Genomic DNA, 26,182 nt, shown 5'->3' with positions numbered 1-26,182 from the left:
GCTGCCGTTCGCGCGTTTTGCGGCGAACGGCGGCTCTCCGCCGATTCTGTGGAAAAACTAACGTTTGCAAACGCAGAAATAGCTGTTCCAAATTCGGCGCGTGCGCCTTTCCTATCAGGCTTTGCGCGTTTGCTGCGGCGCAGGAAAGATCTTAGCAAGTTTCCGGAGGTTTTGGGCGGTTGCGGCGAGCAGGAATTCATCATTTGCGCCGCATGGACCACGTAATCGGAGCCGCCCCAAGCCAAGGATGCGTTTGAGGTGCGCGAAGAGCGTCTCGACTTTCTTTCGCAACCGCATCGAGATCGCATACTGCTTGGTCTTGGCAATATCACGGGCGGCCTGCCGGGCATCTTCGTGTTCTTCGCGGGTGATCTTGCGTGCATCGGCTTTCGGACAGCACTTCATCTTCGATGGGCAGGCCTGACAGGTGTGTTTCAAAGCCTGATACTTGGCGACGCCTTTGCCGGTGGGACCACGGTTTGAATCTGAGTAGTTGCGGCGGAATTGCTTGAGCGGCTGTCCTTCCGGGCAGATGTATTGGTTGTTCTCAGGGTCCCATTCAAAGTCGGCGCGAGACCAGGTGCCGTCAGTCCGTCCAGCTTTATCCAGCACTGGAATGTGGGGTTTGATGTTACGATCAACCAGCCATCCCAACATCGGCCCTGATCCATAAGCAGTGTCTGCGATCAGTCTTTCTGGATCAATGTCGTGCCGGTCTTTGATGCGATCCAACATGGTGCGCACTGACCCGACCTCTGCCTGCCGGATCGACCGCGTTCCCTCAACGTCCACGATGACGCTGTGGTCGGTATCAATCAGATAATTGGTAGAATAGCTGAAGAATGCGGGGCCTTTCCGGGCTGCGGTCCACTGGCTTGCGGGATCAGAATGGGACGTAAACTTGGGTTCAACCTCAGATGCTGCACCAAAAGCCGCGTCGTCCAAGACGTTGAGATATTCCTTAACCGCACGCGGCGCATCTTTTGGATCGATGGCACTGCGGTCCCAATCTTCCTTCGGTGTAGAGTTCTGTTTGTTCGCATCAGCCTCAATCAGGCTGGCATCTGCCGCAAGGCGTTGCCCGCTCACCAAGCCATCAGCGATACACCGTGCAACGGTCTTCTCGAACAGGTGGCGCAGAAGTTTGCTTTCCCGAAAGCGCCCGTGCCGGTTCTTGGAGAACGTCGAATGGTTTGGGATAGGATCAGACAGATCGAGGCGGCAGAACCAGCGATACGCCAAGTTCAAATGGACCTCTTCGCACAATCGGCGCTCTGACCTGATGCCAAAGCAATAGCCTACCAAAAGCATCCGGATCAGCAGCTCAGGATCAATCGAAGGGCGGCCCGTGTGGGTGTAGAACTCGGCCAAATACTGTCTAATGTCGCTCAGATCAACGAACCGATCAATCGACCGCAACAGGTGATCTTGCGGGACATGGTCTTCCAGAGAGAATTCGTAAAACAACGCAGCCTGAGCTTCTTGCTTCGGTCCCATCATCGCTCGATCCCCCAATCAATAAAGTAATTGAATGAGCGAAGGAGCATCCGATCAAACAGGAGTTATTCAACAAAATTCGCCCTGCTGTTGATCGACACGAACGGCCCAAACCGGACTTGGTTAAACTCGATATGCTGCGCTGATGCTACCAAGAGGCCATCATTTGGGAGTGGGGCATCCTTCTTAGGCTTAAAACGCACTCCAAAAACTCGACGCGGTTACCGTGTGCGAATTCAGGATGCTTCTGCTTCAAATGATATAGCGGTCCCAACTGCCATAGTGTTCCGCACTACGCTTCCCACGCGGTAAGCTGAGCGCTACCAAAGCGCTACCGGAGAGCACCCCGATCATACTGCCCGAGATGGTGCCGCCGTCCAAAAACCAAGGCGCTCCGATCAGCCATAATCCAAAGCCAATGTTCAGGAATCGTATCGGGCGCGCCACTTCGGCCCAAGCGATAACAGCAGTCGTCAGGACCAGTGCGCCAACCAAGTGATCACTGCCCGCCAGCGGCATGGCATTGCCAAAAATCGCGCGCGACAGCATCAGGAACAGACCGATGGCGGCGCTCACCCCCAGGGTCCAAGGCACGGTGACACCCCGCGCACTTTGCCGGGCAACCTCGCGCGGCGGCGCGTCGAAGCTCATGGTGCCGCCCTTGCTCGACCCCGGCAGCGCATCGCCCCGGAAAAACGCCCGCCAGAATGGGCGGCCGCGGCGGGTGTTCCAGACCATGAACTGAACCATCGCTACGATCTCATCCAAGGAGAACGGGATCATGATCAGCATCGCCGCTGCGGCGAGCAGACAGATCGTGCAATAGGTGCCAATTGCGATGGGCTGGATGATGATGAAATAGATACTTATCACCCCCAGTGGCCCCACCACGATGCCAAAAAGCGCCACCATCCACGGCATCGTGCGCCAGCGCAGGCGGCTGCCCATAACGCCCATGAGGATCTCAAACATATAGCTCATCGCGCCCAAGCCGCCGTCGGCGACGGGCCATGCTTTTGAGACATCCGACGTGACGATATATTCGCTGCCGTTGAGGCCCGACGGCGAGGAAAAGAACGGCTCCCAAATCCCTTCAACATGACCCAGCTGATAGGCCGAGAGAATGCGCGACAGCAGGAAACCAACCACTCCGAGCGCGATAATTGGCAGACGCTGGACATAGGTTGAGGGGCAATAGGTCCACCCCGGCGGGATGTCCCCGCCGTCCATCATGCCCTCTCGTGACATGCCGGGCATCATCGGGATCAGGATCGTCAATGCGATCACCAACGCGCCGATCAGCGTGTCATTCGCATAGACCGCCGGGTCCGGCGTCCAGAACACCAAGGGCGCGGCGAGCAGCCAAACTCCAAGCGCCGCGTTCGCCCATTGTGCCCAACCATTGCCGGGCTTCATCGAGATGAGGGCCAGCGCGGTGATGGCCAGCCCTGTAAACACGTTGTTCCACGCCGTCAGCCAACTGCGCAGTGACGCTGCCCAAAGCCCCCGGTCTTCGGTCACGCGCTGCACGGCAGCGCTAAACTCGGTTTGGTCAAATGTGCCGAAGACCGAGGGCGCGGTGGCGAGCCAGAGGCCCAATGCCGCGACCAGCCAATGCACCCAGAGCATTTGGAAATGCATCATGCGCATGTGTTTATCATGTTCGCGCACAGCGCTTTGCTGTTCGGCGGCACTCTCGTCTTTCGCCTCGGCAGCGGCCTCTTCTGCTGCCTGCTCCACCTTGGCCGCAGAGACCCGTGCGGCGTTCAGGCCGTTTTCCTCATACCAGTGATACGGATCGTCTTTCAGCTTTTGCAGCATATGCGGCGTGTCTTGGCGCAGGCTGTGCTCTGCGGTCCAGCCCAGATGTTCCTCGGCCTGCGACAGATCGAGTTCGTAGTGATCGCTGGAGATATCGACCATCCAAGCGCGGATGAACGCGTCTTCGCCAAAAATGCGGTTCTCCGCCCATGCCCCCAGTTTCGCGACCGCAGGCGGGACGTTCCACGTCACCCAATCTTCGCCATGCAACTCACGCCCGATTAACCGCTGCAGGTCGCCAAAGGGGACCGGCTTAGCCTCACCCAGCAGCACGGGGAAGACATCCGGCAGGGAGTGGCGGCGGTCGACGATGCGTTCGATGGCGTCGAGCAGATCGTCGAGATGTAAAAACGCCTGACCGCGGGACAAGTCACCGGGATAGACTTTACCGCTCAGACGTTTTTCGTAGATGCGGGATATTTGGTGGGCGAGAAAGGTCGAATGCCCCTCGTCATCATAGATGCCAGCGGGGCGCATGAGGACGAGTTTCTCATCGCCCTTTTCCTCGCTCAACATCGCCTCGGTGCGGATTTTCGAGGCGCGGTAGGGCAGCTTAGGGTCGAAGGGCGCGTCTTCGTCTATCGGCTCGCCGGGCGTGGTGGGCGCATGCGCCAGCATGGTGGAAGTGAAAATGAATTGCTCCAAATCGAAGTCCTGCAGCCCTTTCAGCAGCCGCTTACTTCCCTCCACCGTCACCGCGTCATAGGCCGGATCGTCCTCCCCGCTCAGATCAAAGAACGCCGCAAGATGGATGCAGGCAGCGATGCGGTCGCCGTAGGCCAAGCGCAGCCGGGCCAAGGCTTTGTCGACGCTGTCTTGGTCCGTGATGTCGAAACAGATGCATTCAGCCTGATGCGGCGGATGCGGGGGCGAGTTACGGTCGAGCCCGACAACGCGGTATTTCTCGTGCAACCGCTTGACGACCGCCGCGCCGAGATAGCCGCTTGACCCCGTTACGAGGACGACTGGCTTGTCAGACGTCTCCATGTCCCACCTCCCGTCTTACTTGCGCAGATATTTGACCAATGCCGCGATCGCCAGAACCAAAAGCACGATCACCAGAAGCCAGCCGACCCCCATGCCAAACATCATGCCGCCGCCCATCATATCACCGTCCATCATCGCTTTTCTCCTTGCGGTCCCACTTCGGAAATGAGGCTATAAAGGATTAACCACCCTCCTTCGCTGGAAGGTTCCAACATAGTTTACCCGATTGTCCCCAGAACCGGAAAAGCTTCTAACAGCCACCAAGAGAAGGCACTGAGCTGGCCCGTCATCATCGCGATCCCCATGAGGACCATGACCGCGCCCGCAACCTGATGGAGACGCCGCCCGACCGCACCAATCGTCCGCAAGCGGGCTGCAACCTGATCGGTAAAGGCGGCCACGATCAGAAACGGCACGCCAAGACCAGCCGAATAGATCGCCAACAGCCAAACGCCTTCCGATACCGTGGCGCTTGCCGCACTCGCCGTTAGGATTGCGCCGAGGATCGGTCCGATGCAGGGGGTCCAACCAAAGCCGAAGGCGAGACCCAGCACATAGGCCGCCACCGGCTGCCCGCCGGGAAGGTCGAGATTGAACCGCAGGTCACGTTCCATTGTTTGAATGCGCGCGGCCCCCAGCATGAACAACCCAAACAGGATCACGACCGCGCCCCCGATCAGGTTCAGCTCGAACCGCCAGCGGAAAAGTGACTGTCCTAATGCTGTGGCCGATGCACCGAGCGCCATGAAAATCGTTGAAAACCCCAACACGAAGCAGAAGCTCAGCCAAACCGCATTGCTACGGCTGCGCTCCGCGCCCGTGACACCGGTGTGCCCAGCGATATAGGAGACGTAGCCCGGCACCAGAGGCAAGACACAGGGCGAAACAAAGGAGATCGTTCCGGCCAGCAAGGCAGCGATCACCCCGAGGGAGGAGACATCAAACACCCGGCGCCCCCTTCCCCTTTGATAAGCGCCTGAGCGCACCGAAGTAAGCTGCGAAAGGCACGATGAGCCATTGCAACATCGGCGTCAGACCTGCGTCAATGAACGGGATGACTGGCATAATGTCGCGGTAGGCCCAAGCCTCGCGGACCTCAATGTTGAGCCATTCGCTAAAAATCGTATAGCCTAATCCAATCGCAAGCATCGCGCCAAAGACGGGATAGATCCGCGCCTGCGGCCATGCGCCTGTGCCAAAGAAAAACAGTGCGAGCAGAAGGCTGCTCATGGCGATCAGCAGGTCGCCTCCGGTGCAATGAACCACGGCAAAGACGATCTCGCCCCATGTCCCCTCAACCCAAATCGTGTAGAGCGGAATATGGGCCACCTCCCAAAGAAGGTGCCCCAGCAGCGTGAACAAAGTAAAGCGGCGCAGGGCGGTGAGCCAATGCGGCCTGTCCAACAGTTGGCTTGTCATTGAAACCACCCCGTTACGCGCTGCCAAAAACCGGGTTCGGCATGGGGCCGCTGGTGCGTCAGTCCGTTGATGTAAAGCACGAGGTTGGTCGGCTCGAAATCTGCGCCGTGAAATATACCGACTTGCGCGCCCTCGCGGTTGAGCAAATGCACCATTGGGGCTTCGTCTGTCCGGGCGCTCGCGGCGGCAAAGGCATCCACCGTGTCGCCAAGACGCTCGGCGTCGGACAATTGCGCAGATGTCCAGTTCGGCTCTGCCGGGGTCACAGAGGCCGTATCGCGCAGAGTGACGAAGACAACCATTTCGCGCATCGCGCTTGCATTGAGCGCAGAGAGCGTTTCTCCAAGCTGTTCCTGCTGCGCGTCACAGGGGCTGCCGCAAGCGTCGGGGGCAAAACTCAGCACCGTGATCTTGCCTTTCAGAGCCTCCAGAGACCCTGTGTCCCCGTCTGGCGCCACCCATGTCAACGCCGGCGCCCCTCGCGCTGCGATGGGTTCAAACGCGGCTTCCTTATCCGCCATCGCCTGGTTCAGGTTCTCGCCGGGGTGGTTCGCAAAGGCGGGTGCCGCAGTCAGCAGGGACACGGCACATATGCGCGCGGCTGGCGCTGCGCAGCGGGCTGGCGAAGGGAATCTCAGGGTCATTGGTTTCTCTTATTTTTTGCGATGCGCATGGAAATCTGTTCGGCCATTTCCTCGGCAGGTTGCGCGCTTTCAAGAAAGACAGCATCGAACCGACCATCCGGAGCCATCAGGTAAATGTGGCCCGCATGGGCCATGATGTAGCCGTCCGGGGCATCCTCGTTCGAGAGCCTCTCATGGTAGACCTTAAAAGCCTCCGCCGTCGCAGCCACCTGCGCTTTGTTCCCCGTCAGTCCGATCAACTGAGGATGAAAGTTGGCAACATAGTCTTCGAGAACCTCAGGCGTGTCACGCTCTGGGTCCACGGTCACAAACAACGGGGCAACTTGGCTTGCGTCCGACCCAAGCTGATCAAGCACGCTGCCCATATAGGCCAAGGTAGTGGGACAGATGTCAGGGCAATGGGTGAAGCCGAAGAATACAAGCTGCCAGCGACCTTTGTAAGCTTCCTGCGTGACGGGCTGCCCGTCGTGGTTGATCAAAGTAAATTCAGAGCGAATATCCGCGTCGCCGCGATAGACGGGCTGATGGGAGGGGATATGTCCGGGCCGCATCATTGCGAAACCTGCAAGGGCAACGGCGGCGGCGATCGCGGCGGTCCAAAGGACAATGCGAAGCCGACTGTGGGTCGGGGTGATCTTTGTCATAGTCTGTCTTTCAATCGAGGGGTCCGCCCGCCGCTTGGACGGGCGAACCAAGAGCATCAGCCTTTTTGATCATCGGAATGATGCGTTTCCATATGCGCCTTCATGGACTGCATCATCTTGTTGCAGTTCTCCATCATCGGCCCCATCTCGGCCATCATCTTCATCATAGGCATCATACCTTCCATGCCCTCCATACCTTCCATCCCCTTCATGTCAGCCATGTCGCCTTTCATATGTTGGCCCTCGGCCATGGGCATATCGCCCGTTTCGGCTTTTGCCTCCTGCGCCTGCGCGAAAGAGGCGGCAAACATAAAGCCTGTCAGGGCTGCGGTGGTAAGTTTCACTGTATAAGTCATGTCGGTTCCTTTTGATTGAGGGTCAGTCTGTCGGGGCGTCCGGCTTTGCCACCGGATCGTTTTTGGCGCAGCCAGAGCCGCCGCGCATGCACAGCCCCAAAGCGCACATGGCGGCACAAGGGGCGAGGCTAAGAAGCAAGGGCGCGGCCCCCACGGCGGTCAGCCAGTCCCAATTCAATGCAGCACCGCCACCGATAGCGGCAAAGCCGGTCAGCATTAGAGTTTGGCGCCGCGCGGGCATGGGAATTGCGAATGAGGGCCGGTTTGCTTTTGAGGTTTGGGTCACTATTGGGTTCATCCTTTTGTAATGACGCGTTGGATTTGGGAAATGGCCGCCGGGCTGTCCCAAGCGGCGGGGCCGACCTTGCGAGCGACCTCGTGGCCTTGGGGGTTGACCAGCAGTGTCGTGGGCAGGCCGACAACGCCGAAAGCCATCATCGCCCGTAACTGGTCCGCCAGATAAAGATCGAGATGCGTGATGCCGATCTCGGCATAGAAATCGCGCACAATGTCGAACCCGCCCTTGTCGATTGAGAGTGCGAGAACGTGAAACTCCGCCCCACCCAATCGCGCCTGAAGCCGATCAAGGGTGGGCATTTCATGACGGCAGGGAGGGCACCACGTCGCCCAGATATTGAGCAACACCGTCCGGCCACTAAAGTCCGCCAAAGTTAGGCTCCGCCCTGCCCCATCCGTGATGGGCGGCGACAGCATTGGCAGGGGCTTTTGATGTTCCGCCATCACGGTGCGCGCCGCGACTGGCGAAGCCCCAAGCGCCAATGCGCCGCTCAGAAACCCACGCCGCTTCATGCGTTCTGCTCCTGTTGCAAACGCCGCACCACGGGAAGGATATCTTCCTCCAGCGAACGTCGATTGAACGGGCCAACATGTTTGTAAGCGATGCGCCCTTTGGCATCGATCACAAAGGTTTCCGGCACGCCGTAAACGCCCCAGTCAATCGCAGTCCGGCCAGAGCTGTCGGCACCGATCCGGTCATAAGGATCGCCGAGTTCCGCAAGGAACCTGCGGGCGGCGGCGGGCTTGTCTTTGAGGTTGATGCCGTGGATCGGCACGCTGTCGGTTTGGGCCAGTTCCACCAGTAGTGGCATCTCAACCCGACAAGGCACGCACCACGAAGCCCAGACATTCACGAGGGACACTTCGCCGCGCAGATCAGCCGCCGATAGCCCCTTCCCGCGCCCTTCGATGGGCGGCAGGTTAAACGCGGGAATGTCCCGGCCGATCATCGTGCTGGGCAGGCCATCGTCGTTGTTGAACAGACCCCAGAGGAACGCCGCCGCGATGGCCCCAAAGACCATCGCAGGCAGAGCTGCGATGAACAGCGACCACCGTGGTTTGCGGACAGGCTGTCTGTCCTTGCTCATGTTCCGCCCTCATCCTTAGCGGTGACTTCAGCCTGAAAGCCGCGCTCCCGCTCGGGCCAGGTGCTTTTGATGTAGCCAAGGATTGCCGTGATTTCGGCCTCGCTCAGGATACCGTCGAACACCGGCATGTCACTCTCATAGCCGGGGACGACCGAAGCCAGACCGTTCTTGGTAATATCGAAAAGCTGCTGATCCGCATGGTGCCACGTATGGCCCGTTTCATCATGTGGCGGCGCAGGCATGCGGCCATTATCGAGCCGCCTGCGCCAGTCCGGCTGGCCTTCGAGATCGGCGCCGTGGCAAGAGGCGCAGTTCTCCGCATAGAGCCCCGCGCCAATCTCGATCATCTCTGCATCCACGGGCACGCCGAGCACGGCGAGCGCCGGGGGGCTGTCCTCCTTCCCCCCGGCCCAAACTGCGACCGCCGCCGCGCCCGCGATGCCGATCATGGCTGTCAGACCCAACCGGTTCATGCGGGCCGCCGCAGATATTTGACCAAGGCCAGTGCGCCCAGCACCAGCACCGCCAGCACCAAGAGAAAGAGCACGCCACAGGCGATCATCATTCCGACCGACATTGGCCCATTCATCATAGTTCCGTTCATCATGTTCATCGTTCCAACCTCATTCATTTGAATACACGGCCACGCCGTCCTCACCGAAAGCATAGGTTTTGAGCGTGCCGCTCTTGCCTGCCATGCCGGGCGCGTTTTGGGGCATACCGGGCAGCGTGATACCGGTGACCTCGGGGCGCTCGGATGTCAGACGCTGGATAATCTCAACAGGCACCAGACCGCTGACGTAATAGCCATCGACCTCGGCAAGGTGGCACCCCAGCCCCTGTTCCGGCACGCCGACCTCAACCGAGCGTTTGTCAAAATCCCGGTCGTCGATGCGGGTCACGTGATAGCCGTTCTCTTCGGCATAGTCGGCATAGGCATCGCAGCAGCCACAGGACGGGTCGCGCCAGATGGTCATTTGGCGATCTGCCGGGACGGTGCTTGCCACATTGTCGGTGGGCGCCGATTTGTCGTTTTCCGCCATGCCGAAGGTGGCAAAACCGATGATACCGGCGGCGGTCAGGGCCGCGGCCGCGCCGAGGGTGAATTTGCTGTTCATGTCTGGTCTCCGTGAGGGATATTGATGGGGTCAAAGGTCAGGCCGCCATCGCGGCTGACCGAAAGAATGCCGTCGCGAACGGCGGCAAGGTTTTTAGGGTCGGCAGGATCGACAGCCAGCGCGTCGATCCTTCCCGGCGCGGCACGCGTCCAATTCACGCCTGCGTCTGTCGAGGTCCAAAGGCCAGTCGCCAGGCCAGCGTAGAGCCGTTCAGGCGCTTTGGGGGAGAGTGCCAAATGGGTGATCGGCAGGCCTTCGGGCAGAGGTTTGGCAGGTGGCGGCGTTTTACCCGCAGCCAGCGCATCCATCGCATCGCCCGCGGTCACATCCTGCCACCGGCAAAAGCAATCCGGCACGCGGGTCAGCCCGGCGTCGGTCCCAGCATAGAGCCAGATGCCGCCCATGCCAGTCGGATTGCCCACAGAGACGAGCGTCAACACCTCGCGTTCGGCCCCATCGAGATAAGGCCGGTCCATGACGAATTCCCAGCTTTCGCCCGCGTCTTTGCTGCGCCAAAGCCCGTCATCCGCAAGGGCGGCATAGAGCATATCCGGCTCAAGCGCGGCCTGGGTGAGCGCGGTGACGCGGGTTGCCGGCAGGCCCGCGCTGGCGTCTGCCCATGTGCGCCCCCATCCCGGCTGCGCATAAGGCCGACAGGATCAACTGCCGCGAACAAAGTGCCCGGAGTCTCTGGATGGCTGGTGATCGCGGTGATTGATCGCTCCAACGACACATGCTGGATGTCGCTTGGGGCGGGCACGCGCCAAAGCTTGCGCTTTGAAGCCACAACAAGTGCATCGCCGTCATACTGAAGGGCGCGGATCGACTCCCCCGTTGTTGTTGCGAGGGAGACATGAGGTAGGATCAGCGTCGCCCCAACTGTGGCAAGCCCGCCGGACAGCACACGCCTGCGCGACATATCGCGCGGTGGATGAATAGACATAAAGGTCGTTCCCGAAAGTGACAGATAAGGTCGAGCGTGTCGCTGCGCAGTGGCAGCAAACGTCGCGAAACCGGGCCGTCACCCTTCGATGCGGCCGGTCAACTTAGGGAGGTGGTTCGCGGTGGGAAAGGGTCAGACCCGAGATCAATCCCGGCGAGGCCAAGATCCCCGGGCACAGGCGCGAAGAAACGCTGCACGCTCTCGGGTTGGGACTGAAGCAACTGCGACATCACAAAGACAGATGCCGTGCAATCAATGTCGCACACCACCTCACCCTGATCTTCTTGCAAGCAAGCTGTGCAGCTATCGTCCTCCTCCATCGTTGCGGATGCGGTCAAACCTGACATCTGCAAGGACATGTTCGCCGCCGCCAAATCATGCGCCAATATGCCCGTCAAAAGAACGAGCGAGAGGCAGAATGTGGCAAGGCGAAGCAGGATGCGCATGGCACTGATATAGGAACCCGATGCGGTGCTGTCGATCCCCTCACCAGAAAGTGAGGGTGCGCAAAACGCCGCACGCCCGTAGATCAGCAAGACACAGCGCATTGCGATGCGCCTCAGCGGTCGTCGTGCGACGTCCCATCGTTGTGCTCAGCATCTGTGCCAGCGCGCGTCGGGCCGCCCTCATGCCCAAACAACGCGGCATCCTGATGGGCATTTGCGGAGGTTTCAAACTCAAGGCTTGAATGGGTGATGCCAAAGTCATCCGCGAGCATTTTCTTGACCGCTTGCTTCACAGCATCAAGGTCCCTCCAATCTTGCCCCTCCAACACCACATGGCAATCAAGCGCCACCTCATGCTCTTGCATCTGCCAAAGATGAACATGGTGCACGTCCCAGACGCCAGCGACCTTGGTCATCGCCTCAACCACTGCCTCTGCATCCATGTAGGGCGGGCTGCCCAGCATCAACATACGGATCGGACCTCCGATCTCAGTGAGTGCCAGATAAAGGATATAAAGCGCGATACCGATGGTGATCGCCGGATCAACCCAACGCAGATCGTAAAGGATGATGAGTGTGCCGCCAATAATCACCGCGACCGAGGCCAGCGCGTCGGACAGGTTGTGCAAGAACAGCGCCCTGATGTTCACGCTACCCTTCTGCATCGAATAGGTCAGCAGCGCCGTCAGCGTATCAACCACCAGCGCAACAGCGCCCAGAATGACCACCGTCCAACCCGCCACCTGAGGCGGATCAATCATGCGCATTCCACCCTCGTAGATCAGATAGACCCCGACAAGAATGAGCGTGGTGTAGTTGATCAGAGCGGCAACGATTTCGATCCGGCCATAGCCAAAGGTCATCCGCGCATCTGCCGGCCTCCGTGCAATTTTGCGGGCGACAAAAGCGATGACCAATGAGGCCATGTCCGAAAAATTGTGAAGCGCGTCCGCGATTAGGGCGAGCGACCCCGCGAAAACACCGCCCACGATCTGCACCACCGTTAGAAGGGCATTCGCCCAGATGGCCAGTGATACTCTGCGGTCCCCGCTTTCGGGATCAATATGAGCGTGGTCATGTGCCATTGGGTGTCCCTATCGTCCTTTGAGGATCAAAACGCGGTGCGTACCGCGTTTTGAAGTCGTATCAGCGTCTGCAAAAGACACTTCGCCCACGGGCGTAGTCAGCTTCGTTTCAAGCCTGGTCAGCAGCAGCCCGAGCGTTTTTCGGCGCGTGAAACCTTCTGCACCAATTCTGCGGTTTCCTTACCGTCGGCTTCCCGCGCCACATCGGCCTGTGCGACGATCCCGCAGCATTTTCCGGCGTCGTCAGTCACCACCGTGCGCCGCACCTGCTTCTCTTCCATCTTGTTGCAGCAACTTTCGACATCTTCGTCGGGCGCAGCGGTTAGCACGTCTTTCGACATAACATCAGACACGCGTGTGTCGGTGCCTTTTCCCTGCGCAACCGCACCGCAGCAGATGTCGCGGTCCGTCACGATGCCAACCGGCTCACCGGCGTCATTCACCACCGGAATAGAACCGACCGACTTGTCATCCATCAGCTTCGCTGCCTCCTGAACCGAGGCGTCGGGTCCGCAGCAGGTGGGGTTGCTCGTCATGATTTCTTGAACTTGCATGATCTTACTCCTTGATTGGGTAACATGGTCAAAACCCGAAGACTGACATGCAAGTTCCTGTTGGCACGTCGCCCGGCAATTCTCAGCGCACGACCCTATGCAGCCTCGTAGCTTGTAAACACCTCGCTGCTGCCATCATGGGCAATCAGATAGACCTCATAGGCGTCGCGCTCACTCTCCGGTCCCATCCCCGGCGAGCCATAGGGCATCCCCGGCACGGCGAGGCCGATGGCATCCGGGCGCTCGGCCAGCAGTTTGCGGATATCGGCGGGCGAGACGTGACCTTCGATCATATAGCCCTCGATCTTTCCGGTGTGGCAAGAGGCCATGCTTTGCGGGATGCCGTTGTCTTGCTTGTATTTGATCAAGAGCGTTCCCAAGCTGCGTTCCGTCGTCACAGCAAAACCCTCGTTCTCCAAAATCTCGATCCACGCCGAACAGCAGCCGCAGTTGGGGTCTTTCATCACGTGGATGGCAGGCTTTTCTTCGGCTCGTGCCGCGAAGGGGGCGGTGGCCGCAAAGCTCGCGGAACAGGCCAGCAGGCTGCGTCGTGTGAGGGTCATGTGAAATCCTTCCAAAGGTTCAAACTGTCGTTTCGTTAGTTGCATGTGTTGTAGGGCGGCAACCGGGCGCGGCCAACCGCTCAGCGGTGGTTGGCCGGAAAAACAGCAGACGCAGGGCATTGAGCGTCACAAGAACGGTTGCCCCGGTATCCGCCAAAATCGCAATCCAGAGGCCGGTGATGCCGAGCACCGTGGTGACAAGAAACACGGCCTTCAGCCCGAGCGCTATGGCGATGTTCTGCCGGATATTGCCCATCGCGGCGCGGGCGAGGCGGATCTGGCCGGGCACATCTGTCACCCGGTCACGCAGGATCGCCGCATCCGCAGTTTCCAGCGCTACATCTGTGCCGGAGCCCATTGCGACGCCCACATGGGCTGCGGCCAATGCCGGGGCATCATTGATGCCGTCGCCGATCATCATGACCTTCGCCTCAGCCGTGAGGTTTTGAATGGCCGCGACCTTATCCTCCGGCATCAATTCAGCGCGGTGGTCGATGCCCAGCCCTTCGGCGATGGCCGCAGCGGTGCGCCGATTATCCCCGGTGAGCATCACCGATGAAATGCCAAGGGCGTGCAACTGCGCCACTGCCTCTGCCGCATCGGCGCGGGGTTCATCGCGCAGGGCGATGAGGCCTTGGGCTTCGTTGTCGCGCAAGACAATCACCACGGTTTTGCCCTGCGCTTCGAGCGTCTCGACTTCAGCGCGCAAAGTCGCTGACAGCGCCCCGCGTTCTGCCGCCAAACGGGGGGAGCCGATGCAGATGGTTGCCCCCGCGATCACCGCCTCGGCTCCTTTGCCGGGCAAGGCGCGGGACTGTGTCGCGACGGCAGAGTCGATCCCACGCGCCTCAGCCGCGCCGCAAATGGCCTGACCAAGAGGATGGCTCGCGCCGTTCTCAACTCCGGCGGCGAGGGCCAGAAGATCGGCTTCCTTGCCCACAAGCACCTGCACGTCAGTCACCCGCGGCTTGCCATGGGTTAGCGTTCCGGTCTTATCAAAGGCTACATGGGTGACCCGCGCCGCCGCTTCGATCACCGCGCCGCCCTTCAGCAGCAACCCGTTGCGCGCCCCGGTAGACAGGGCCGAGGTGATCGACGCAGGCACCGAGATCACCAGCGCGCAGGGGCAGCCGATCAGCAGCAAGGCCAGCGCCCGATAGACCCATTCGCCCCAAGCGCCCCCGAAGGCAAGCGGCGGCACCACGGCCACCAAGGCGGCCATGCCGACCACGGCAGGCATATAGGCGCGGCTGAACCGATCGATGAAACGCTCGGTCGGCGCACGGGCGCTCTCGGCTTCTTCCACCAAGCGCACAATGCGGGCGATGGTGTTGTCCGCGGCGGGTTTAGTGACGCGCACGCGCAGCAAGGATTCTGTGTTGATCGATCCGGCAAAGACATCCGCACCCGGCTCTTTAAGGCGCGGCACGCTTTCGCCCGTTACAGGGCTTTCGTCGACGCCTGAAGTGCCGCTGACCACTTCTCCGTCACAGGGCACCCGGTCCCCGGGGCGGACCTGCACGATCTGCCCGACGCTGAGCGCCTCTGCCGCCACCTCCCGCGTCTCGTTGCCCACCTCAAGCCGCGCCGTTTTCGGCACCAGCTTGGTCAGCGCACGGATGCTGTTGCGTGCCTTCCCAGCAGAGACACCCTCCAGCAATTCGCCGACGGCAAAAAGAAAGACCACCAACGCGGCTTCTTCCGGCTCTCCGATCACGAGCGCACCGCTGGCGGCGATGGTCATGAGCATTTCGATGGTAAAGGGCATGCCCACCCGCGCCATGGCAAAGGCCCGGCGCGCGACGGGAATAAGCCCGATCAACGTGGCGATGACAAAGGCCCAGTGCGAAACCTCAGCCGGCAGGACAAGCCGCGAGGCCCATGCCATTGCGAGCAAAGCGCCGCTGCTGAGGACCAAGCGGCCCTTCGTGGTTTGATGCCAAGCGGGGTCTGCTGTCCCTTCAGGCGCAGGCTCCTGCGGCGTGGGCCCTGCCCCGCCGATCACCGCATCGTCCGGCAGAATGAAACCGCTCTTCGGCTTCTCTGCCTTCGCCCCCTTCGGAGAGATCCCAAAACCGATACCACGCACGGCTTTCTCGATCCGCTCGGGCGCGGTTTCATTCTCATCCAGCGTCAGACGCAGCCGCTCGGACATCAGCGCGACATCAACATCCGCGACCCCAGGCAAGCGCTCCACCGCGCCGCGCAACTTGGCCGCGCAGGCGCCGCAGTCCATCCCCGTGACGCGCCATTCCCGTTGTGCTGTGCTGCCCTCCGCCATCTCTGTTTCCAATCTGATTCACCTTCAGACGCAGAGATACGACCTACAGCAACTGTAGCTTCAAGCGCTTTTTTGAAATATTTTTTAGCCCAGCCAAACGTCGAGAAACAGCATAAGCACCAGCCCAATCGCCAAACCGAGCGTGGCCTTGTTCTGATGCCCGCTGCGATGAGTTTCGGGAATGATCTCATGGCTGATAACGAAAAGCATCGCCCCTGCGGCAAAGGCCAGCCCCCAAGGCAGCAACGGCTCAGACAGTGCGATGATCCCGGCGCCGAGCAGACCGCCGATAGGCTCAACCATCCCGGTGAGGGCTGCGATACCCCATGCGCGGCCTTTGGAGTAACCTTCGCCTAAGAGCGCCACCGCCACTGCGAGCCCTTCAGGTGCATTTTGCAACCCAATACCAAGCGCCAGTGGCGTGCCGCCCAATAGCCCATCCGCGCCGAAGCCCACACCAACGGCCAGACCTTCGGGGAAATTGTGGATCGTGATCGCAATGATGAAAAGCCACACCCGTCGAAGCGATGCCGCCGCTGGCCCCTCGCGGCCCGTCTTGAAGTGCTCATGCGGTAGAAGTTCGTTCATCAGCGCCACGGCCCCCATGCCGAGCAAGATCGCCACACAGACGATCGCGGCGGGCGCGGCCTCGCTGTCATACCGCAGTCCGGCTGCATCCAGTGCGGGGATGATGAGCGAAAAGAAAGACGCCGCCAGCATCACCCCGGCGGCAAACCCCAACGACAGGTCGCGCGTTGCCCGCGACGGGGTGCGCCCAAAGAGCACCGGCACGGCCCCCACGGCGGTCATAGCGCCCGCAGCCAGGCTGCCAAGAAATCCGAGCATCAAGGGTGACATCGTCTCCAAGGGGGAATCCTTCCTCAACATTTGCTATGTGCAGCCGTCAACGACGTAGTCCGCCTTGCCAGTTGGCCAAGCCTATGGGAAGGATCGTGCCCCGTCGACTTGCGCCAAACCACCGCGCAACCTACAGAGACTATAGGTTACAGGAGGATCAGACATGCTTGCAATCGGCACACTCGCAAAGCGCACTGGCACCAAAGTGCAGACGATCCGCTATTACGAGCAGATCGGCATTATGCCTGAACCCGGCCGGACCGAAGGCGGTCAGCGGCGCTATGGCGATGCCGAGTTGGACCGCCTCTCCTTCATCCGCCATTCCCGCCAGCTTGGCTTTTCGCTCGAGGCAATCCGGGAGTTACTGGACCTCTCTGACACGCCCGACCGATCCTGTGCGCAGGTCGATGCCATCGCCCAAAGGCAACTTCGCGAAGTCGAAGCGCGGCTGGTGCGGCTCGAAGCCCTCCGCGTTGAATTGCAGCGGATGATCGGTGCCTGCAATGCGGATCGGGTGGCCGATTGCCGCATTCTTGAGGTGCTCCGCGACCATGAGGAATGTCTTGCCGATCACGGGACCACCGCCTGATGCCTGCCGCCCTGCTCTATCCGCTTGCGGCATTGGCCGAGATCGTCGGGTGTTTCGCGGTCTGGGCGTGGTGGCGCGGCGCTTCGCCACTTTGGCCGGTGCCGGGTCTGCTGAGCTTGGCGCTGTTTGCGGGGTTGTTGGCCTTGGTTGAGGCAGGCTTCGCCGGGCGCGCTTTTGCGGCCTATGGCGGTATCTATATCGCGGCGTCGCTGGTGTGGATGTGGGCTGTGGAAGGGCAGCGGCCTTATCTTTGGGATGCGGCCGGGGCGGGTCTTTGTATTCTTGGCGCAGCGGTGATTATTCTCGCGCCCCGCGCCGGATAGGCTGCCGACCCTTCTGAAAGGACCGGCAGCCATGCGGTTTAGCTGGCGTCTTTGAATTCGTCGTATTCGCCGCGCACCTGAACGGTCACCGTCACCTCAGTCTTATCACGGTTGCGCCAGAACCAGCCGTGCTGACCTGCGAAACCGGCAGTGATCTCGCCCTCTTCACCTGTCGAGCCGCGGCCTTTGTAATAAGTCTCGGATTGGCCCGACCCATGGCCGTGCAGGTCAAAGTTCACGCGTCCTCCTTCGACCAACATGACGTATTCAGCGGTCTGACCTTCTTCCATCACCAACTTCCACTCGGCAGACTCGCCCGGTGCCAGCGTAAAGGTGATTTCATCGCGCCATTCTTGCGCGGGTTCAGACGGCACCTCTTCGGCATGGGCGGCCCCGACGAAGACGCTGAAGATATCATTCATCAGGCTGGATTGCTCTTGGGTCACAAGCGCGCCCTGCTCTTCCAGTGCCTTGATACGGTCCGCTTCCGCCTCTGCGGCAAGCTGGCTCTTGATCTCACCCATTTCGGCCAGACCGAGCACGCCGCCGATCCCCGTAGGGTCGATGTCGTATTCGGCGGGCAGCACCACGGTCACGAGGATCGCGACAGCGCTGGCCGCTGCAATGGCGGTTGAGCGGATGAGCTGCGCGGAGGTGGGCAATTCGTTGAGGCTTGGTTTTTCTGCGTTGAACATGTGGTTCTCCTATTTGTTTAAGCGGCTACGAAATAGCCGGTGATTTGAAGGCCCATGAGGATGAACCCCAGTGCCATCATGATGACGTTTGCTGTGTAGGCCTGGCGGAAGAAGTTGGGTGATCTCCGCCAGAAGCCCATGACGATAAGGATGATGGCAAGCGCCATCAGCTGGCCCAACTCCACGCCCACGTTGAACGCCAGAAGGTTGGCCAAAAGCCCATCCGGTGCGATCTCGTAGTCGAGAAGCTTGGTGGCCAGACCGGTGCCGTGGAAGAAGCCGAAGATCAGCGTTGCAACCTTGGTATTTGGCTGCACGCCGAACCAGCGCTGATAGGCGCCAAGGTTATCGAGTGCCTTGTAGACGACCGACAGGCCAATGATGGCGTCAACGATATAGGCGTTGATGCCCCAGCCGAACCAGACGCCGGCCAGCATCGTGGTCGAATGCCCGAACGCAAAGATACTGACATAGATGCCAACGTCTTTCATCTTGTAGAGAAAAAAGACGACGCCGAACAAAAACAGGATGTGGTCGTAGCCCGTCACCATGTGTTTGGCGCCGAGATACATGAAGGGAATGATGTTCACCCCCCAGATTTCCTGAATATAGCCCGCATCCCCGGGCGTGACATTATGCGCTAAGGCATAGCTTGCGCTCTGAATGAGCAAGGTAATTGTGACAAGGGACAGGATCGCGATCCGGCGTGCGCCAAAATCGGTCCAGCCCCGTGGGACTGTGTTCATGGATTGAACTCCGCGTATGTGATTTGTGAGGAATGGGAGTGCCAGTGGCGCGGCCAGTCACACGCGCGGCGGTCGTTCGATCAGGTAAACCCTTGAGGTGTTTGCAGAAGCAGCACGGATCCGCCATGCGGCCCTGTAGACCTCGACGGGTTGCGCGGCCAAGGCGCGGCCAAACACCACCGCTTGGCTATGATCATGGTCCGCACTGTCATGACTGTGCCCATGCATGGCCCAAGCAAGGTCTTCTTCTAACCCGTGAGAGTGCCCGTGATCCGCGATCATCTGTTCATGATCTTGAAGAACAACCGACACCGCAGGAACATGGGAGGAGGTCGGCACCACGGACCAGACAAGCACGGCCACACAGAGAAGCATCGCAAAAGCGGCTTGCCCAGTTGTCCGTAGAAAAGTCATCTGTCCTGTCTGCCCTCTCGTCAATCACGCGGCGCTTTTCGCCGTCTTGCTCTATCCCCCCAAGGGGGATACGGTCTTAGTATGTCAGACACCCATATTCATGCAAGTCATCCCGCCCTCATTGCTCGGCTGAAACGTGCCGATGGGCATCTGCGTGCGGTGATCGCGATGTTAGAGGCAGGCAAGCCTTGCGTCGACGTGGCGCAGCAGTTGCAAGCCGTTGAGAAGGCCGTGACCAACGCCAAGCGCGTTTTGATCCATGACCACATCGACCATTGCCTTGAGGTCGATGGCTCCGAGAGTGACCGCGCCGGGCTTAAGACCATCACCCGTTACCTCTGAGGGCATTATGCTGGGTGTTCTATCGGATCGAACCTACAGACACCTCTTCCTCGCCCAAGTTGTCGCGCTTCTTGGCACTGGCTTGGCAACGATGGCGCTTGGCTTGTTGGCTTACGATTTGTCGGGAGATCGGGCCGCGATGGTGCTCGGCACCGTTTTCACCATCAAGATGGTGGCCTATGTCGGCATCGCGCCGATTGCCGGCGCCTTTGCCGAGCGTCTGCCGCGCCGCGCTCTTTTGGTCACGTTGGACTTGGTGCGGGCGGCGGTGGCCTTGGCCCTCCCCTTCGTGACCGAGGTTTGGCAGATCTATATCCTGATTTTCTTCCTGCAATCAGCCTCAGCCGCCTTCACGCCGACATTCCAAGCGACAATCCCGGACGTGCTTCCGGAGGAAGATCGCTATGCCCGCGCGCTGTCGCTTTCGCGGCTGGCCTATGATCTGGAGAATACCATTTCGCCTGCGCTGGCCGCCGTTCTGTTGGCGGTGATGAGCTACAACGCGTTGTTTTTAGGAACTGTCGCGGGCTTTGTGGCCTCGGCCCTGCTGGTGGTCTCGGTTGTCCTCCCCAGCCCCAAGGCGACGGAACCGCGCGGGGTGTATGACCGCACCACGAGGGGCATTCGCATCTACCTTGCGACACCGCGTCTGCGCGGCATGCTGGGCCTCAGCTTGGCCGTGTCGAGCGCAGGTGCCATGGTGCTGGTCAATACGGTCGTTCTGGTGCGCGGGCAATTGGGGCTGAACGATACGGCGTTGGCCTGGACAATGTTCGCTTTCGGCGCAGGGAGCATGATCGCGGCACTTGCCCTGCCGAAGCTGCTGGACAGGATTCCCGATAGGCCCGTGATGCTGACGGGTGCTTGGCTGATGGTCGCGGCTCTGTTTGGGATCGCAGGGGGCATTATAGGTTTGGGCTTATCTTGGCCCCTCCTGCTGGCCATCTGGCTGCTCATCGGCCTGGGCAATTCTGCGGTTCTGACCCCATCAGGCCGTCTCTTGCGGCGATCGGCCCAACCGGAAGACCGACCCGCTGTATTTGCAGCGCAATTCGCGCTGTCTCATGCCTGCTGGCTGCTCACTTATCCTTTGGCAGGTTGGACCATGACCGCATTCGGAACGGTTCCAGCGCTGATACTGCTGGGGGGCCTGGCCGCGTGCGGGATCGTAGCAGCTCTGCGCTTTTGGCCCGCTGAACTGTCGGACAACGCGGGTGTGTCTCGCACGCAATTCTGAATATGACGGGCCGCACCGTATGGCGTTGCCACATCGCCCTCACACATCAGGGGTGTTTGCAGCGGCAGGAAGCAGGCGCGCCTGCGTTTGCTCGCCCAGCCAATTACGGATGAGCTCTGATCAGTCGACAGGCTCTTTCGTCGTGACCTTCGGGTCGAGTGCGCCGCCCGACGCTGGGCCGCGAACTTGCTGGATCAGCATGCGATCAAGCCAGAGGTCGCGGCGCGTGCGGAACTGCTCAATCCCTGTCTCCATCCCTTCATGCACCTTGGCGTGCTGGGCGACATATGTCCCCAGAAGATGGTCCCACCACGACAGGTTAAAGCCGTAATTCGAGTTGGTCTCACGTGGGGCGACGGAATGGTGAACACGGTGCATGTTAGGGGTTACCACAAAGAGGCCCAGTATCTGGTCCACCGGGCGCGGCAGGTTGATATTGGCGTGGTTGAACATCGCAGTCGCATTCAGGACCACCTCGAACAGCAGCACTGCCACGGCGGGCGGACCGAGGGCGGCGACTACCGCGAGCTTGATGCCCATTAAGATCAAAATTTCGATCGGGTGGAACCGCAACCCCGTTGTCGCGTCGAAGTCGAGATCGGCGTGATGCATGCGGTGCAGCCACCAGAGGCCGGGGACCGCGTGGAACATCACGTGCTGAAGGTAGATCGCTAGATCCAGAAGCAGCATTGAGGCGGCAATGGCCACCCAGACGGGCAAGGCAAAGTTATTAAAGAACCCCCAGCCCCGTTCCTCAGCCATGACGGCAAGGCCGACCGCTACGATCGGAAATGAGAGCCGCAAGATGATTGTGTCGACGGCCACCAGCGCGAGGTTGTTTGACCAACGGATCACCCTTGAGATTTCCCGCCGACGCCGCGGCGCCGCGACTTCCCACAGGGCCATAGCCACAAGCACACCCAGAAAGGCAGTAAGGCGGATAATGGGTTCGGCAGAAAGAAAGGCCTCAAACATGAAAAGGAGCATTCCGGATTGTCTAGCACAGACCTTCGGACGAATACGCCGCCGATCCATTCCCGGGCGCGCAATGTTACTTTGGCGGAGTTGGATGGAATTCTTCCTTCGCTGGCGCCAGATGCCAAAATCGTCGCCTATTGCTGCAGGCCATACTGCGTCTATGCCCACCAAGCCGTTGCTGTCCTGCGCGGGCACGGTCTTAACGCGCGAAGGCTTGAAGGCGGCATGCTAGAATGACGCGAAGATGGACGCCCGGTTGTTGTAGCTCAGAGATAAGCTGGCGTTGGAACCTTTATCATGAGAGACGCAAGCTGCTATTTGAGCAGTGAAAGACGAGGATTACCTTTGCTCTAATATTTAACACTTTCGCAAATATTCGCAGCTAAGCATGTTTTAAGGACAACTTTCGACTTAGCTATTGTAAACCTCCGGCGACGGCCGTCTGATCTCAGGCTCGATCCGATGGTAAGTCCGACCTTATGTCCGACTTTATCAACCGCCCTCAAATCGAAGTTCTGTCTGCTGCCGATGGTGAACGCCGCCGGCATTGGTCGGATGATGACAAACTGCGCATTGTGGAAGAAAGCTTTATTGGCCACCGTCAGGTGACAGCCACGGCGCGGCGACACGGCATTTGCCGGTCGCTTTTGACGACTTGGCGGCGGCAGTATCGAAACGGTGAGCTTGGGTCTTCTGGCTTTGTATCGTTCGCGCCGGTGACTGTGCCGAAGGAAGTTTCCGCGTCGCAGGCAAATCCGATCGATGCCATTCCATCTCCGGACTGTCGGGTTGAGGTAGCCCTTCCGAATGGGCGTCGACTCATCGTGCCGATCGGCGTGGAGTCCGAAGCGCTTGCTCGGATTCTGGCAGTGGTGGATCGGCAATGATCGCGTTTCCGGCGGGCGTGAAGGTGTGGATCGCAGGCGGCGTCACCGATATGCGGCGGGGCATGAACACGCTGGCGCTACAGGTGCAAGAAGGGCTCGGCCGCGATCCCCATGCGGGTGAGATATTTTGCTTCCGAGGTCGTAAGGGCGACCTCGTCAAGATCCTGTGGCATGATGGCGTGGGCATGTCGCTTTATCTAACGCGCCTGGAGGCAGGCAAGTTCATCTGGCCCGTGAGCCGGTCGGGCGAAGCGGTGCAGATATCGGCGGCGCAGTTAGGCTATCTTCTGGAGGGCATCGACTGGCGCAATCCTCGCTGGACACAACGCCCTGCAAAGGCTGGTTAATTCAGGCCAGAAAGCCTGTTTTTATTGGTGTTCCGCGGCCCCGGCTGGTAAATATCGGTCATGTCTAATGCCGCCTCTGAACTCGCCAAATTACGCGCTGCCCTGGCCGCCGCAGAGGCCCGTGCAGATGTTGCGGAAAGCGAGCTGGCGCAGGCCCGCGCGGTTGTCTCCTGCTCCGAGGCGATGATCCAAGAGCTCAAGCTCGAGATCGCCAAACTGCGCCGTGACAAATACGGTATCTCGTCAGAACGACGCGCCCGGCTGATCGATCAACTGGAACTGCAGCTTGAAGAGATGGAAGCGGCGGCCACCGAGGATGCCTTAGCCGCAGATCAAGCAAGCGAGAAAGCCAGCACGGTGCGCGCCTTCACGCGCCGCCATCCCGTGCGCAAGCCGTTCCCCGATCACCCGTTGCCCGGCAGTCGCTGCTTGCAGCGATGAGAGGGAGCCGCGCGAGCGGGTTGTTGTTGAGGCACCGGCCGCCTGTACTTGCTGTGGCTCGGACCGGATCGTGAAGATGGGCGAGGACATCACCGAGACGCTGGAGGTAATCCCACGTCAGTGGAAGGTGATCCAGACTGTGCGCGAGAAGTTCACTTGCCGGGCCTGCAAGAAGATTAGCCAGCCGCCGGCGCCGTTCCATGCGATTCCGCGCGGATGGGCCGGACCCAGCTTGATCGCAATGCTGATCTTCGAAAAATACGGACAGCACCAGCCGTTGAACCGGCAGGCAGAGCGCTTTGCGCGTGAAGGCGTTGATCTGAGCCTCTCCACGCTGGCAGACTTGGTCGGGCACGCGACTGTCGCCTTGCAGCCGATCCATGCCCTGATCGAAAGCCATGTGCGTGCCGCTCACCGCCTACATGGCGATGATACCACCGTGCCGCTTCTGGCGCGGGGCGGTGCAAAAAAGGCCCGGCTCTGGACCTACGTGCGTGATGATCGGCCATGGAATGGTGGCGCCCCACCAGCGGCGTTCTTCCGCTTCTCTCGAGATCGCGGCGCAACCAATCCCAATCAGCATCTGGCCGGATGGCAAGGTGTGCTGCAAGCCCCCTCTCATGGTTTGCAAGCAAACCACTGCCGGGCAATGGACGCCTATGGTGGATACAACGATCTCTATCGCGAAGACCGCGACGAGGGGCCCGTGACCAGTGCGTTGTGTTGGTCACATGCCCGCCGGAAGTTCTTCGAACTGGCCGACATTGCGGGCAACGTCCGCAAGGGCAAACCCGCCCATCAGATCTCGCCGGTCGCACTGGAAGCGGTGAAACGGATCGATGCCATCTTCGACATCGAGCGCGAGATCAATGGGCTGGATGCTGATGCCCGGCTCGTCGCCCGCCAGAACCTGTCCCGTCCCCTGGTGAACGGCCTCCACGACTGGCTGCAGGACGAGCGCGCGAAACTGTCCAGACACAACAAGGTGGCCAAGGCGATCAACTACATGTTTGAGAAGCGTGGCCGTTGGCAGGCCTTCACGGCATTCCTCGATGACGGGCATATCTGTCTGACGAATAATGCGGCCGAACGCGCTTTACGTGGCGTGGCACTGGGCAGAAAGTCGTGGCTCTTCGCAGGCTCAGAGCGCGGCGGTGAACGGGCTGCCGCCATGTATACCCTTATCGTCACCGCCAAAATGAATGACATCGATCCGCAGGCCTGGCTCGCCGATGTTCTCGCCCGGCTGCCCGACTTGCCCGTCTCGCGCGTGCATGAACTTCTGCCTTGGAACTGGAAAGCTCTATCCCTTCCGCAAGCAGCCTAACCATGCAGCTGAACAAGGTGTATTCCGTCAAGACAATCGACCGCGTCGCTGTCGAACTGGGCGAAACCGTCAATAAGATCTTTGATCGCCACCGGTATGGAAACCGAAGATGGTATAATCTGGGTCTACGGTCCCAGCGACGAAGGTGTCATCGCATTCACTCCAATCGGGATCGAAAACCTGCAAGAGCTCATCGAAATGGACCGTGATCGCGAGCGATGACCCTGCGAGCAGACTGAAGATCTGCTTGGCGATGCCGGGCTAATGAATGAGCTCAAGACCAAGCTTATGGAACGGATGCTCGGGGCTGAGCTGACGGCACAGCTGGGCTATGAAGACGGAAAGGATGCCCCGCCAGATCAGGCCAACCGTCGCAACCGCTCATCTGCTAAGAAATTGAAGGGGCAAGACGGCGAACTGCCTATCGCTGTGCCGCGGGACCGGGACGACCAGATACACAAAGTTTATGACACTCCCGTCGGGGCCGGTGCGGCCCGCTTCGAAATCGCCTTCGACTTTGGCTCATTTGGCCTCAGCTTGCGCCATAAGCCAAGCAAGACAGCTTCCCCGCAATCAACAAATCACCCACAACAGATTTTCGTCTGCTATGAACCAGGTGGCGGCACCTGGGGTATCGAACGGACTCCGGATCATTGAAATATCGTCCTCAACCGTCTTCTCCGATTTGCGAGTTTAGCGATTCCGAGATTCCGTCCGAAGAAACCAGTTTCGCCAGTCCGAGTAAGCTTATCTTGGGATGAAGGGGCCAACTGCGCTCGATGCTAAGGGCAGTCACTCCATTGACGATAGGGTTGAGAATGCGCAAAAGGAAATATCCTGGTCCGCCCCGGAGACGTTAAGGCCAACCCAAAGGATATCCTAAATGCGCATGCCCTGATGCCGTGCAGTCGCAGCTCGTAAAGGGCTTTGCGTGCAGTGATCTGCATTTTGCCTGCGACTGCCGGCCTGGCGATTGCGCACGGTCGATCGCAAAAAATAGGTTTTGATAAAGTTGTAAAAAGGATGGTGGTCCCAGCTGGATTCGAACCAGCGACCTCTCGCTTCGGAGGCGAGCACTCTATCCAGCTGAGCTATGGGACCATCTTTACAGAACGTTTCTGTGCAATTTCTGTGCGAAACCAGATTCGACGCTCTAATTTATATCTTACCTTTCAACGCGTTGCAACCTTAGCAATTCGCCTACGGAGGGCAGCGCTCTATCCAGCTGAGCTAAGGGTCCACTGAGGGGCGGTAT

Annotated in this window: 30 protein-coding genes, 1 tRNA gene and 2 pseudogenes; 8 read left to right on the top strand and 25 right to left on the bottom strand. The window is 59.8% G+C overall.

Features of this window, described 5'->3' with window-relative positions; genetic code table 11:
- Window positions 1-114: 114 nt before the first annotated feature.
- From T8A63_RS08565 to T8A63_RS08470, 20 genes are all read right to left on the bottom strand, one after another.
- Window positions 115-1,500, bottom strand: coding sequence for an IS1182 family transposase (locus T8A63_RS08565; protein WP_322345528.1), 1,386 nt, complete (start codon window positions 1,498-1,500; stop codon window positions 115-117).
- Window positions 1,501-1,749: 249 nt separating this feature from the next.
- Window positions 1,750-4,305, bottom strand: a complete 2,556-nt coding sequence (locus T8A63_RS08560; RefSeq protein WP_322345527.1) for an NAD-dependent epimerase/dehydratase family protein — start codon at window positions 4,303-4,305, stop codon at window positions 1,750-1,752.
- Between the two features lie 218 nt (window positions 4,306-4,523).
- The gene (locus tag T8A63_RS08555; protein WP_067622109.1) at window positions 4,524-5,252 is read right to left on the bottom strand and encodes a cytochrome c biogenesis CcdA family protein; all 729 of its coding nucleotides are present in this window, start codon (window positions 5,250-5,252) and stop codon (window positions 4,524-4,526) included.
- Complete coding sequence (locus T8A63_RS08550) at window positions 5,245-5,724, bottom strand: hypothetical protein (protein ID WP_322345526.1); 480 nt, start codon at window positions 5,722-5,724, stop codon at window positions 5,245-5,247. The genes T8A63_RS08555 and T8A63_RS08550 overlap by 8 nt, the downstream gene beginning before the upstream one ends.
- Window positions 5,721-6,368: a hypothetical protein gene (locus tag T8A63_RS08545; protein ID WP_322345525.1), complete on the bottom strand. Its 648-nt coding sequence runs from the start codon at window positions 6,366-6,368 to the stop codon at window positions 5,721-5,723. Before T8A63_RS08545 ends, T8A63_RS08550 begins: the two co-directional genes overlap by 4 nt.
- Window positions 6,365-7,012, bottom strand: a complete 648-nt coding sequence (locus T8A63_RS08540; RefSeq protein WP_322345524.1) for an SCO family protein — start codon at window positions 7,010-7,012, stop codon at window positions 6,365-6,367. Before T8A63_RS08540 ends, T8A63_RS08545 begins: the two co-directional genes overlap by 4 nt.
- A 56-nt stretch (window positions 7,013-7,068) precedes the next feature.
- The gene (locus T8A63_RS08535) at window positions 7,069-7,368 is read right to left on the bottom strand and encodes a hypothetical protein (RefSeq protein ID WP_067622096.1); all 300 of its coding nucleotides are present in this window, start codon (window positions 7,366-7,368) and stop codon (window positions 7,069-7,071) included.
- Between the two features lie 22 nt (window positions 7,369-7,390).
- On the bottom strand, window positions 7,391-7,654 hold the full coding sequence (locus T8A63_RS08530) for a hypothetical protein (RefSeq protein WP_322345523.1): 264 nt from the start codon (window positions 7,652-7,654) through the stop codon (window positions 7,391-7,393).
- 8 nt (window positions 7,655-7,662) lie between these two features.
- A complete protein-coding gene (locus T8A63_RS08525; protein ID WP_067937928.1) occupies window positions 7,663-8,178 on the bottom strand; it encodes a TlpA family protein disulfide reductase in 516 nt (171 codons plus the stop codon).
- Window positions 8,175-8,753, bottom strand: coding sequence for a DsbE family thiol:disulfide interchange protein (locus T8A63_RS08520; RefSeq protein ID WP_067937930.1), 579 nt, complete (start codon window positions 8,751-8,753; stop codon window positions 8,175-8,177). Before T8A63_RS08520 ends, T8A63_RS08525 begins: the two co-directional genes overlap by 4 nt.
- A complete protein-coding gene (locus T8A63_RS08515) occupies window positions 8,750-9,226 on the bottom strand; it encodes a cytochrome c (protein WP_322345522.1) in 477 nt (158 codons plus the stop codon). The genes T8A63_RS08520 and T8A63_RS08515 overlap by 4 nt, the downstream gene beginning before the upstream one ends.
- Window positions 9,223-9,366, bottom strand: a complete 144-nt coding sequence (locus tag T8A63_RS08510; protein ID WP_322345521.1) for a hypothetical protein — start codon at window positions 9,364-9,366, stop codon at window positions 9,223-9,225. The genes T8A63_RS08515 and T8A63_RS08510 overlap by 4 nt, the downstream gene beginning before the upstream one ends.
- A 10-nt stretch (window positions 9,367-9,376) precedes the next feature.
- Window positions 9,377-9,871: a DUF411 domain-containing protein gene (locus tag T8A63_RS08505; protein WP_067937934.1), complete on the bottom strand. Its 495-nt coding sequence runs from the start codon at window positions 9,869-9,871 to the stop codon at window positions 9,377-9,379.
- A complete protein-coding gene (locus T8A63_RS08500; RefSeq protein ID WP_322345520.1) occupies window positions 9,868-10,419 on the bottom strand; it encodes an exo-alpha-sialidase in 552 nt (183 codons plus the stop codon). Before T8A63_RS08500 ends, T8A63_RS08505 begins: the two co-directional genes overlap by 4 nt.
- A gap of 493 nt (window positions 10,420-10,912) precedes the next feature.
- Window positions 10,913-11,350, bottom strand: a complete 438-nt coding sequence (locus T8A63_RS08495) for a hypothetical protein (RefSeq protein WP_236627303.1) — start codon at window positions 11,348-11,350, stop codon at window positions 10,913-10,915.
- Between the two features lie 23 nt (window positions 11,351-11,373).
- Window positions 11,374-12,345 carry a cation diffusion facilitator family transporter gene (locus T8A63_RS08490; protein ID WP_322345519.1) on the bottom strand — a complete coding sequence of 324 codons (972 nt, stop codon included), beginning with the start codon at window positions 12,343-12,345 and terminating at the stop codon, window positions 11,374-11,376.
- 119 nt (window positions 12,346-12,464) lie between these two features.
- The gene (locus tag T8A63_RS08485; RefSeq protein ID WP_322345518.1) at window positions 12,465-12,899 is read right to left on the bottom strand and encodes a CBS domain-containing protein; all 435 of its coding nucleotides are present in this window, start codon (window positions 12,897-12,899) and stop codon (window positions 12,465-12,467) included.
- Window positions 12,900-12,994: 95 nt separating this feature from the next.
- The gene (locus T8A63_RS08480) at window positions 12,995-13,462 is read right to left on the bottom strand and encodes a DUF411 domain-containing protein (protein WP_322345517.1); all 468 of its coding nucleotides are present in this window, start codon (window positions 13,460-13,462) and stop codon (window positions 12,995-12,997) included.
- 19 nt (window positions 13,463-13,481) lie between these two features.
- Window positions 13,482-15,743: a heavy metal translocating P-type ATPase gene (locus tag T8A63_RS08475; RefSeq protein WP_322345689.1), complete on the bottom strand. Its 2,262-nt coding sequence runs from the start codon at window positions 15,741-15,743 to the stop codon at window positions 13,482-13,484.
- An 84-nt stretch (window positions 15,744-15,827) separates the two neighbouring features.
- Window positions 15,828-16,610, bottom strand: coding sequence for a ZIP family metal transporter (locus tag T8A63_RS08470; RefSeq protein WP_322345516.1), 783 nt, complete (start codon window positions 16,608-16,610; stop codon window positions 15,828-15,830).
- A 154-nt stretch (window positions 16,611-16,764) separates the two neighbouring features.
- Here T8A63_RS08470 and T8A63_RS08465 point away from each other — a divergent pair, with 154 nt between their 5' ends.
- Together T8A63_RS08465 and T8A63_RS08460 are read left to right on the top strand one after the other, a co-directional pair.
- Complete coding sequence (locus T8A63_RS08465) at window positions 16,765-17,190, top strand: helix-turn-helix domain-containing protein (RefSeq protein WP_322345515.1); 426 nt, start codon at window positions 16,765-16,767, stop codon at window positions 17,188-17,190.
- Window positions 17,190-17,513, top strand: coding sequence for a YnfA family protein (locus tag T8A63_RS08460; RefSeq protein ID WP_322345514.1), 324 nt, complete (start codon window positions 17,190-17,192; stop codon window positions 17,511-17,513). Before T8A63_RS08465 ends, T8A63_RS08460 begins: the two co-directional genes overlap by 1 nt.
- A gap of 38 nt (window positions 17,514-17,551) precedes the next feature.
- Here T8A63_RS08460 and T8A63_RS08455 read toward each other — a convergent pair whose 3' ends face one another.
- The 3 genes from T8A63_RS08455 to T8A63_RS08445 are packed head-to-tail and all read right to left on the bottom strand — an operon-like array spanning window position 17,552 to window position 19,368.
- Window positions 17,552-18,208, bottom strand: a complete 657-nt coding sequence (locus T8A63_RS08455; protein WP_322345513.1) for a transmembrane anchor protein — start codon at window positions 18,206-18,208, stop codon at window positions 17,552-17,554.
- A gap of 17 nt (window positions 18,209-18,225) precedes the next feature.
- A complete protein-coding gene (locus T8A63_RS08450; protein WP_322345512.1) occupies window positions 18,226-18,954 on the bottom strand; it encodes a HupE/UreJ family protein in 729 nt (242 codons plus the stop codon).
- A 57-nt stretch (window positions 18,955-19,011) separates the two neighbouring features.
- Entirely contained in the window at window positions 19,012-19,368 is a 357-nt protein-coding gene (locus tag T8A63_RS08445) for a hypothetical protein (RefSeq protein WP_322345511.1), read from the bottom strand.
- 81 nt (window positions 19,369-19,449) lie between these two features.
- Between T8A63_RS08445 and T8A63_RS08440 the strand changes: the two genes are divergently transcribed.
- Both T8A63_RS08440 and T8A63_RS08435 read left to right on the top strand, forming a co-directional pair.
- A complete protein-coding gene (locus tag T8A63_RS08440; RefSeq protein ID WP_322345510.1) occupies window positions 19,450-19,710 on the top strand; it encodes a metal-sensing transcriptional repressor in 261 nt (86 codons plus the stop codon).
- Window positions 19,711-19,717: 7 nt separating this feature from the next.
- Window positions 19,718-20,947 (top strand): MFS transporter, encoded by a 1,230-nt coding sequence (locus tag T8A63_RS08435; RefSeq protein WP_322345509.1) that lies wholly within the window; start codon window positions 19,718-19,720, stop codon window positions 20,945-20,947.
- Between the two features lie 120 nt (window positions 20,948-21,067).
- Here the strand turns inward: T8A63_RS08435 and T8A63_RS08430 are convergent, their stop codons facing one another.
- On the bottom strand, window positions 21,068-21,922 hold the full coding sequence (locus T8A63_RS08430) for a sterol desaturase family protein (RefSeq protein WP_322345508.1): 855 nt from the start codon (window positions 21,920-21,922) through the stop codon (window positions 21,068-21,070).
- A gap of 482 nt (window positions 21,923-22,404) precedes the next feature.
- Between T8A63_RS08430 and tnpA the strand changes: the two genes are divergently transcribed.
- From tnpA to T8A63_RS22405, 4 genes and pseudogenes are all read left to right on the top strand, one after another.
- Window positions 22,405-22,812 carry an IS66-like element accessory protein TnpA gene (gene tnpA, locus T8A63_RS08425; protein WP_322345507.1) on the top strand — a complete coding sequence of 136 codons (408 nt, stop codon included), beginning with the start codon at window positions 22,405-22,407 and terminating at the stop codon, window positions 22,810-22,812.
- On the top strand, window positions 22,809-23,159 hold the full coding sequence (gene tnpB / locus T8A63_RS08420; RefSeq protein WP_322345506.1) for an IS66 family insertion sequence element accessory protein TnpB: 351 nt from the start codon (window positions 22,809-22,811) through the stop codon (window positions 23,157-23,159). Before tnpA ends, tnpB begins: the two co-directional genes overlap by 4 nt.
- A gap of 60 nt (window positions 23,160-23,219) precedes the next feature.
- A pseudogene (tnpC, locus tag T8A63_RS08415) lies at window positions 23,220-24,927 on the top strand (IS66 family transposase).
- Between the two features lie 243 nt (window positions 24,928-25,170).
- Window positions 25,171-25,374 (top strand): annotated as a pseudogene (locus T8A63_RS22405) (transposase); the annotation flags it as partial.
- A 577-nt stretch (window positions 25,375-25,951) separates the two neighbouring features.
- On the opposite strand, the gene T8A63_RS08405 reads toward T8A63_RS22405, so the two are convergent.
- Window positions 25,952-26,028: transfer RNA gene (locus T8A63_RS08405), tRNA-Arg, on the bottom strand.
- Window positions 26,029-26,182: the final 154 nt, after the last annotated feature.

The organism is Sulfitobacter sp. OXR-159 (assembly GCF_034377145.1).
Taxonomy (GTDB): domain Bacteria; phylum Pseudomonadota; class Alphaproteobacteria; order Rhodobacterales; family Rhodobacteraceae; genus Sulfitobacter.
The sequence above is the reverse complement of the archived record's forward strand: the minus strand, read 5'-3'. Positions and strand labels throughout refer to the sequence as shown.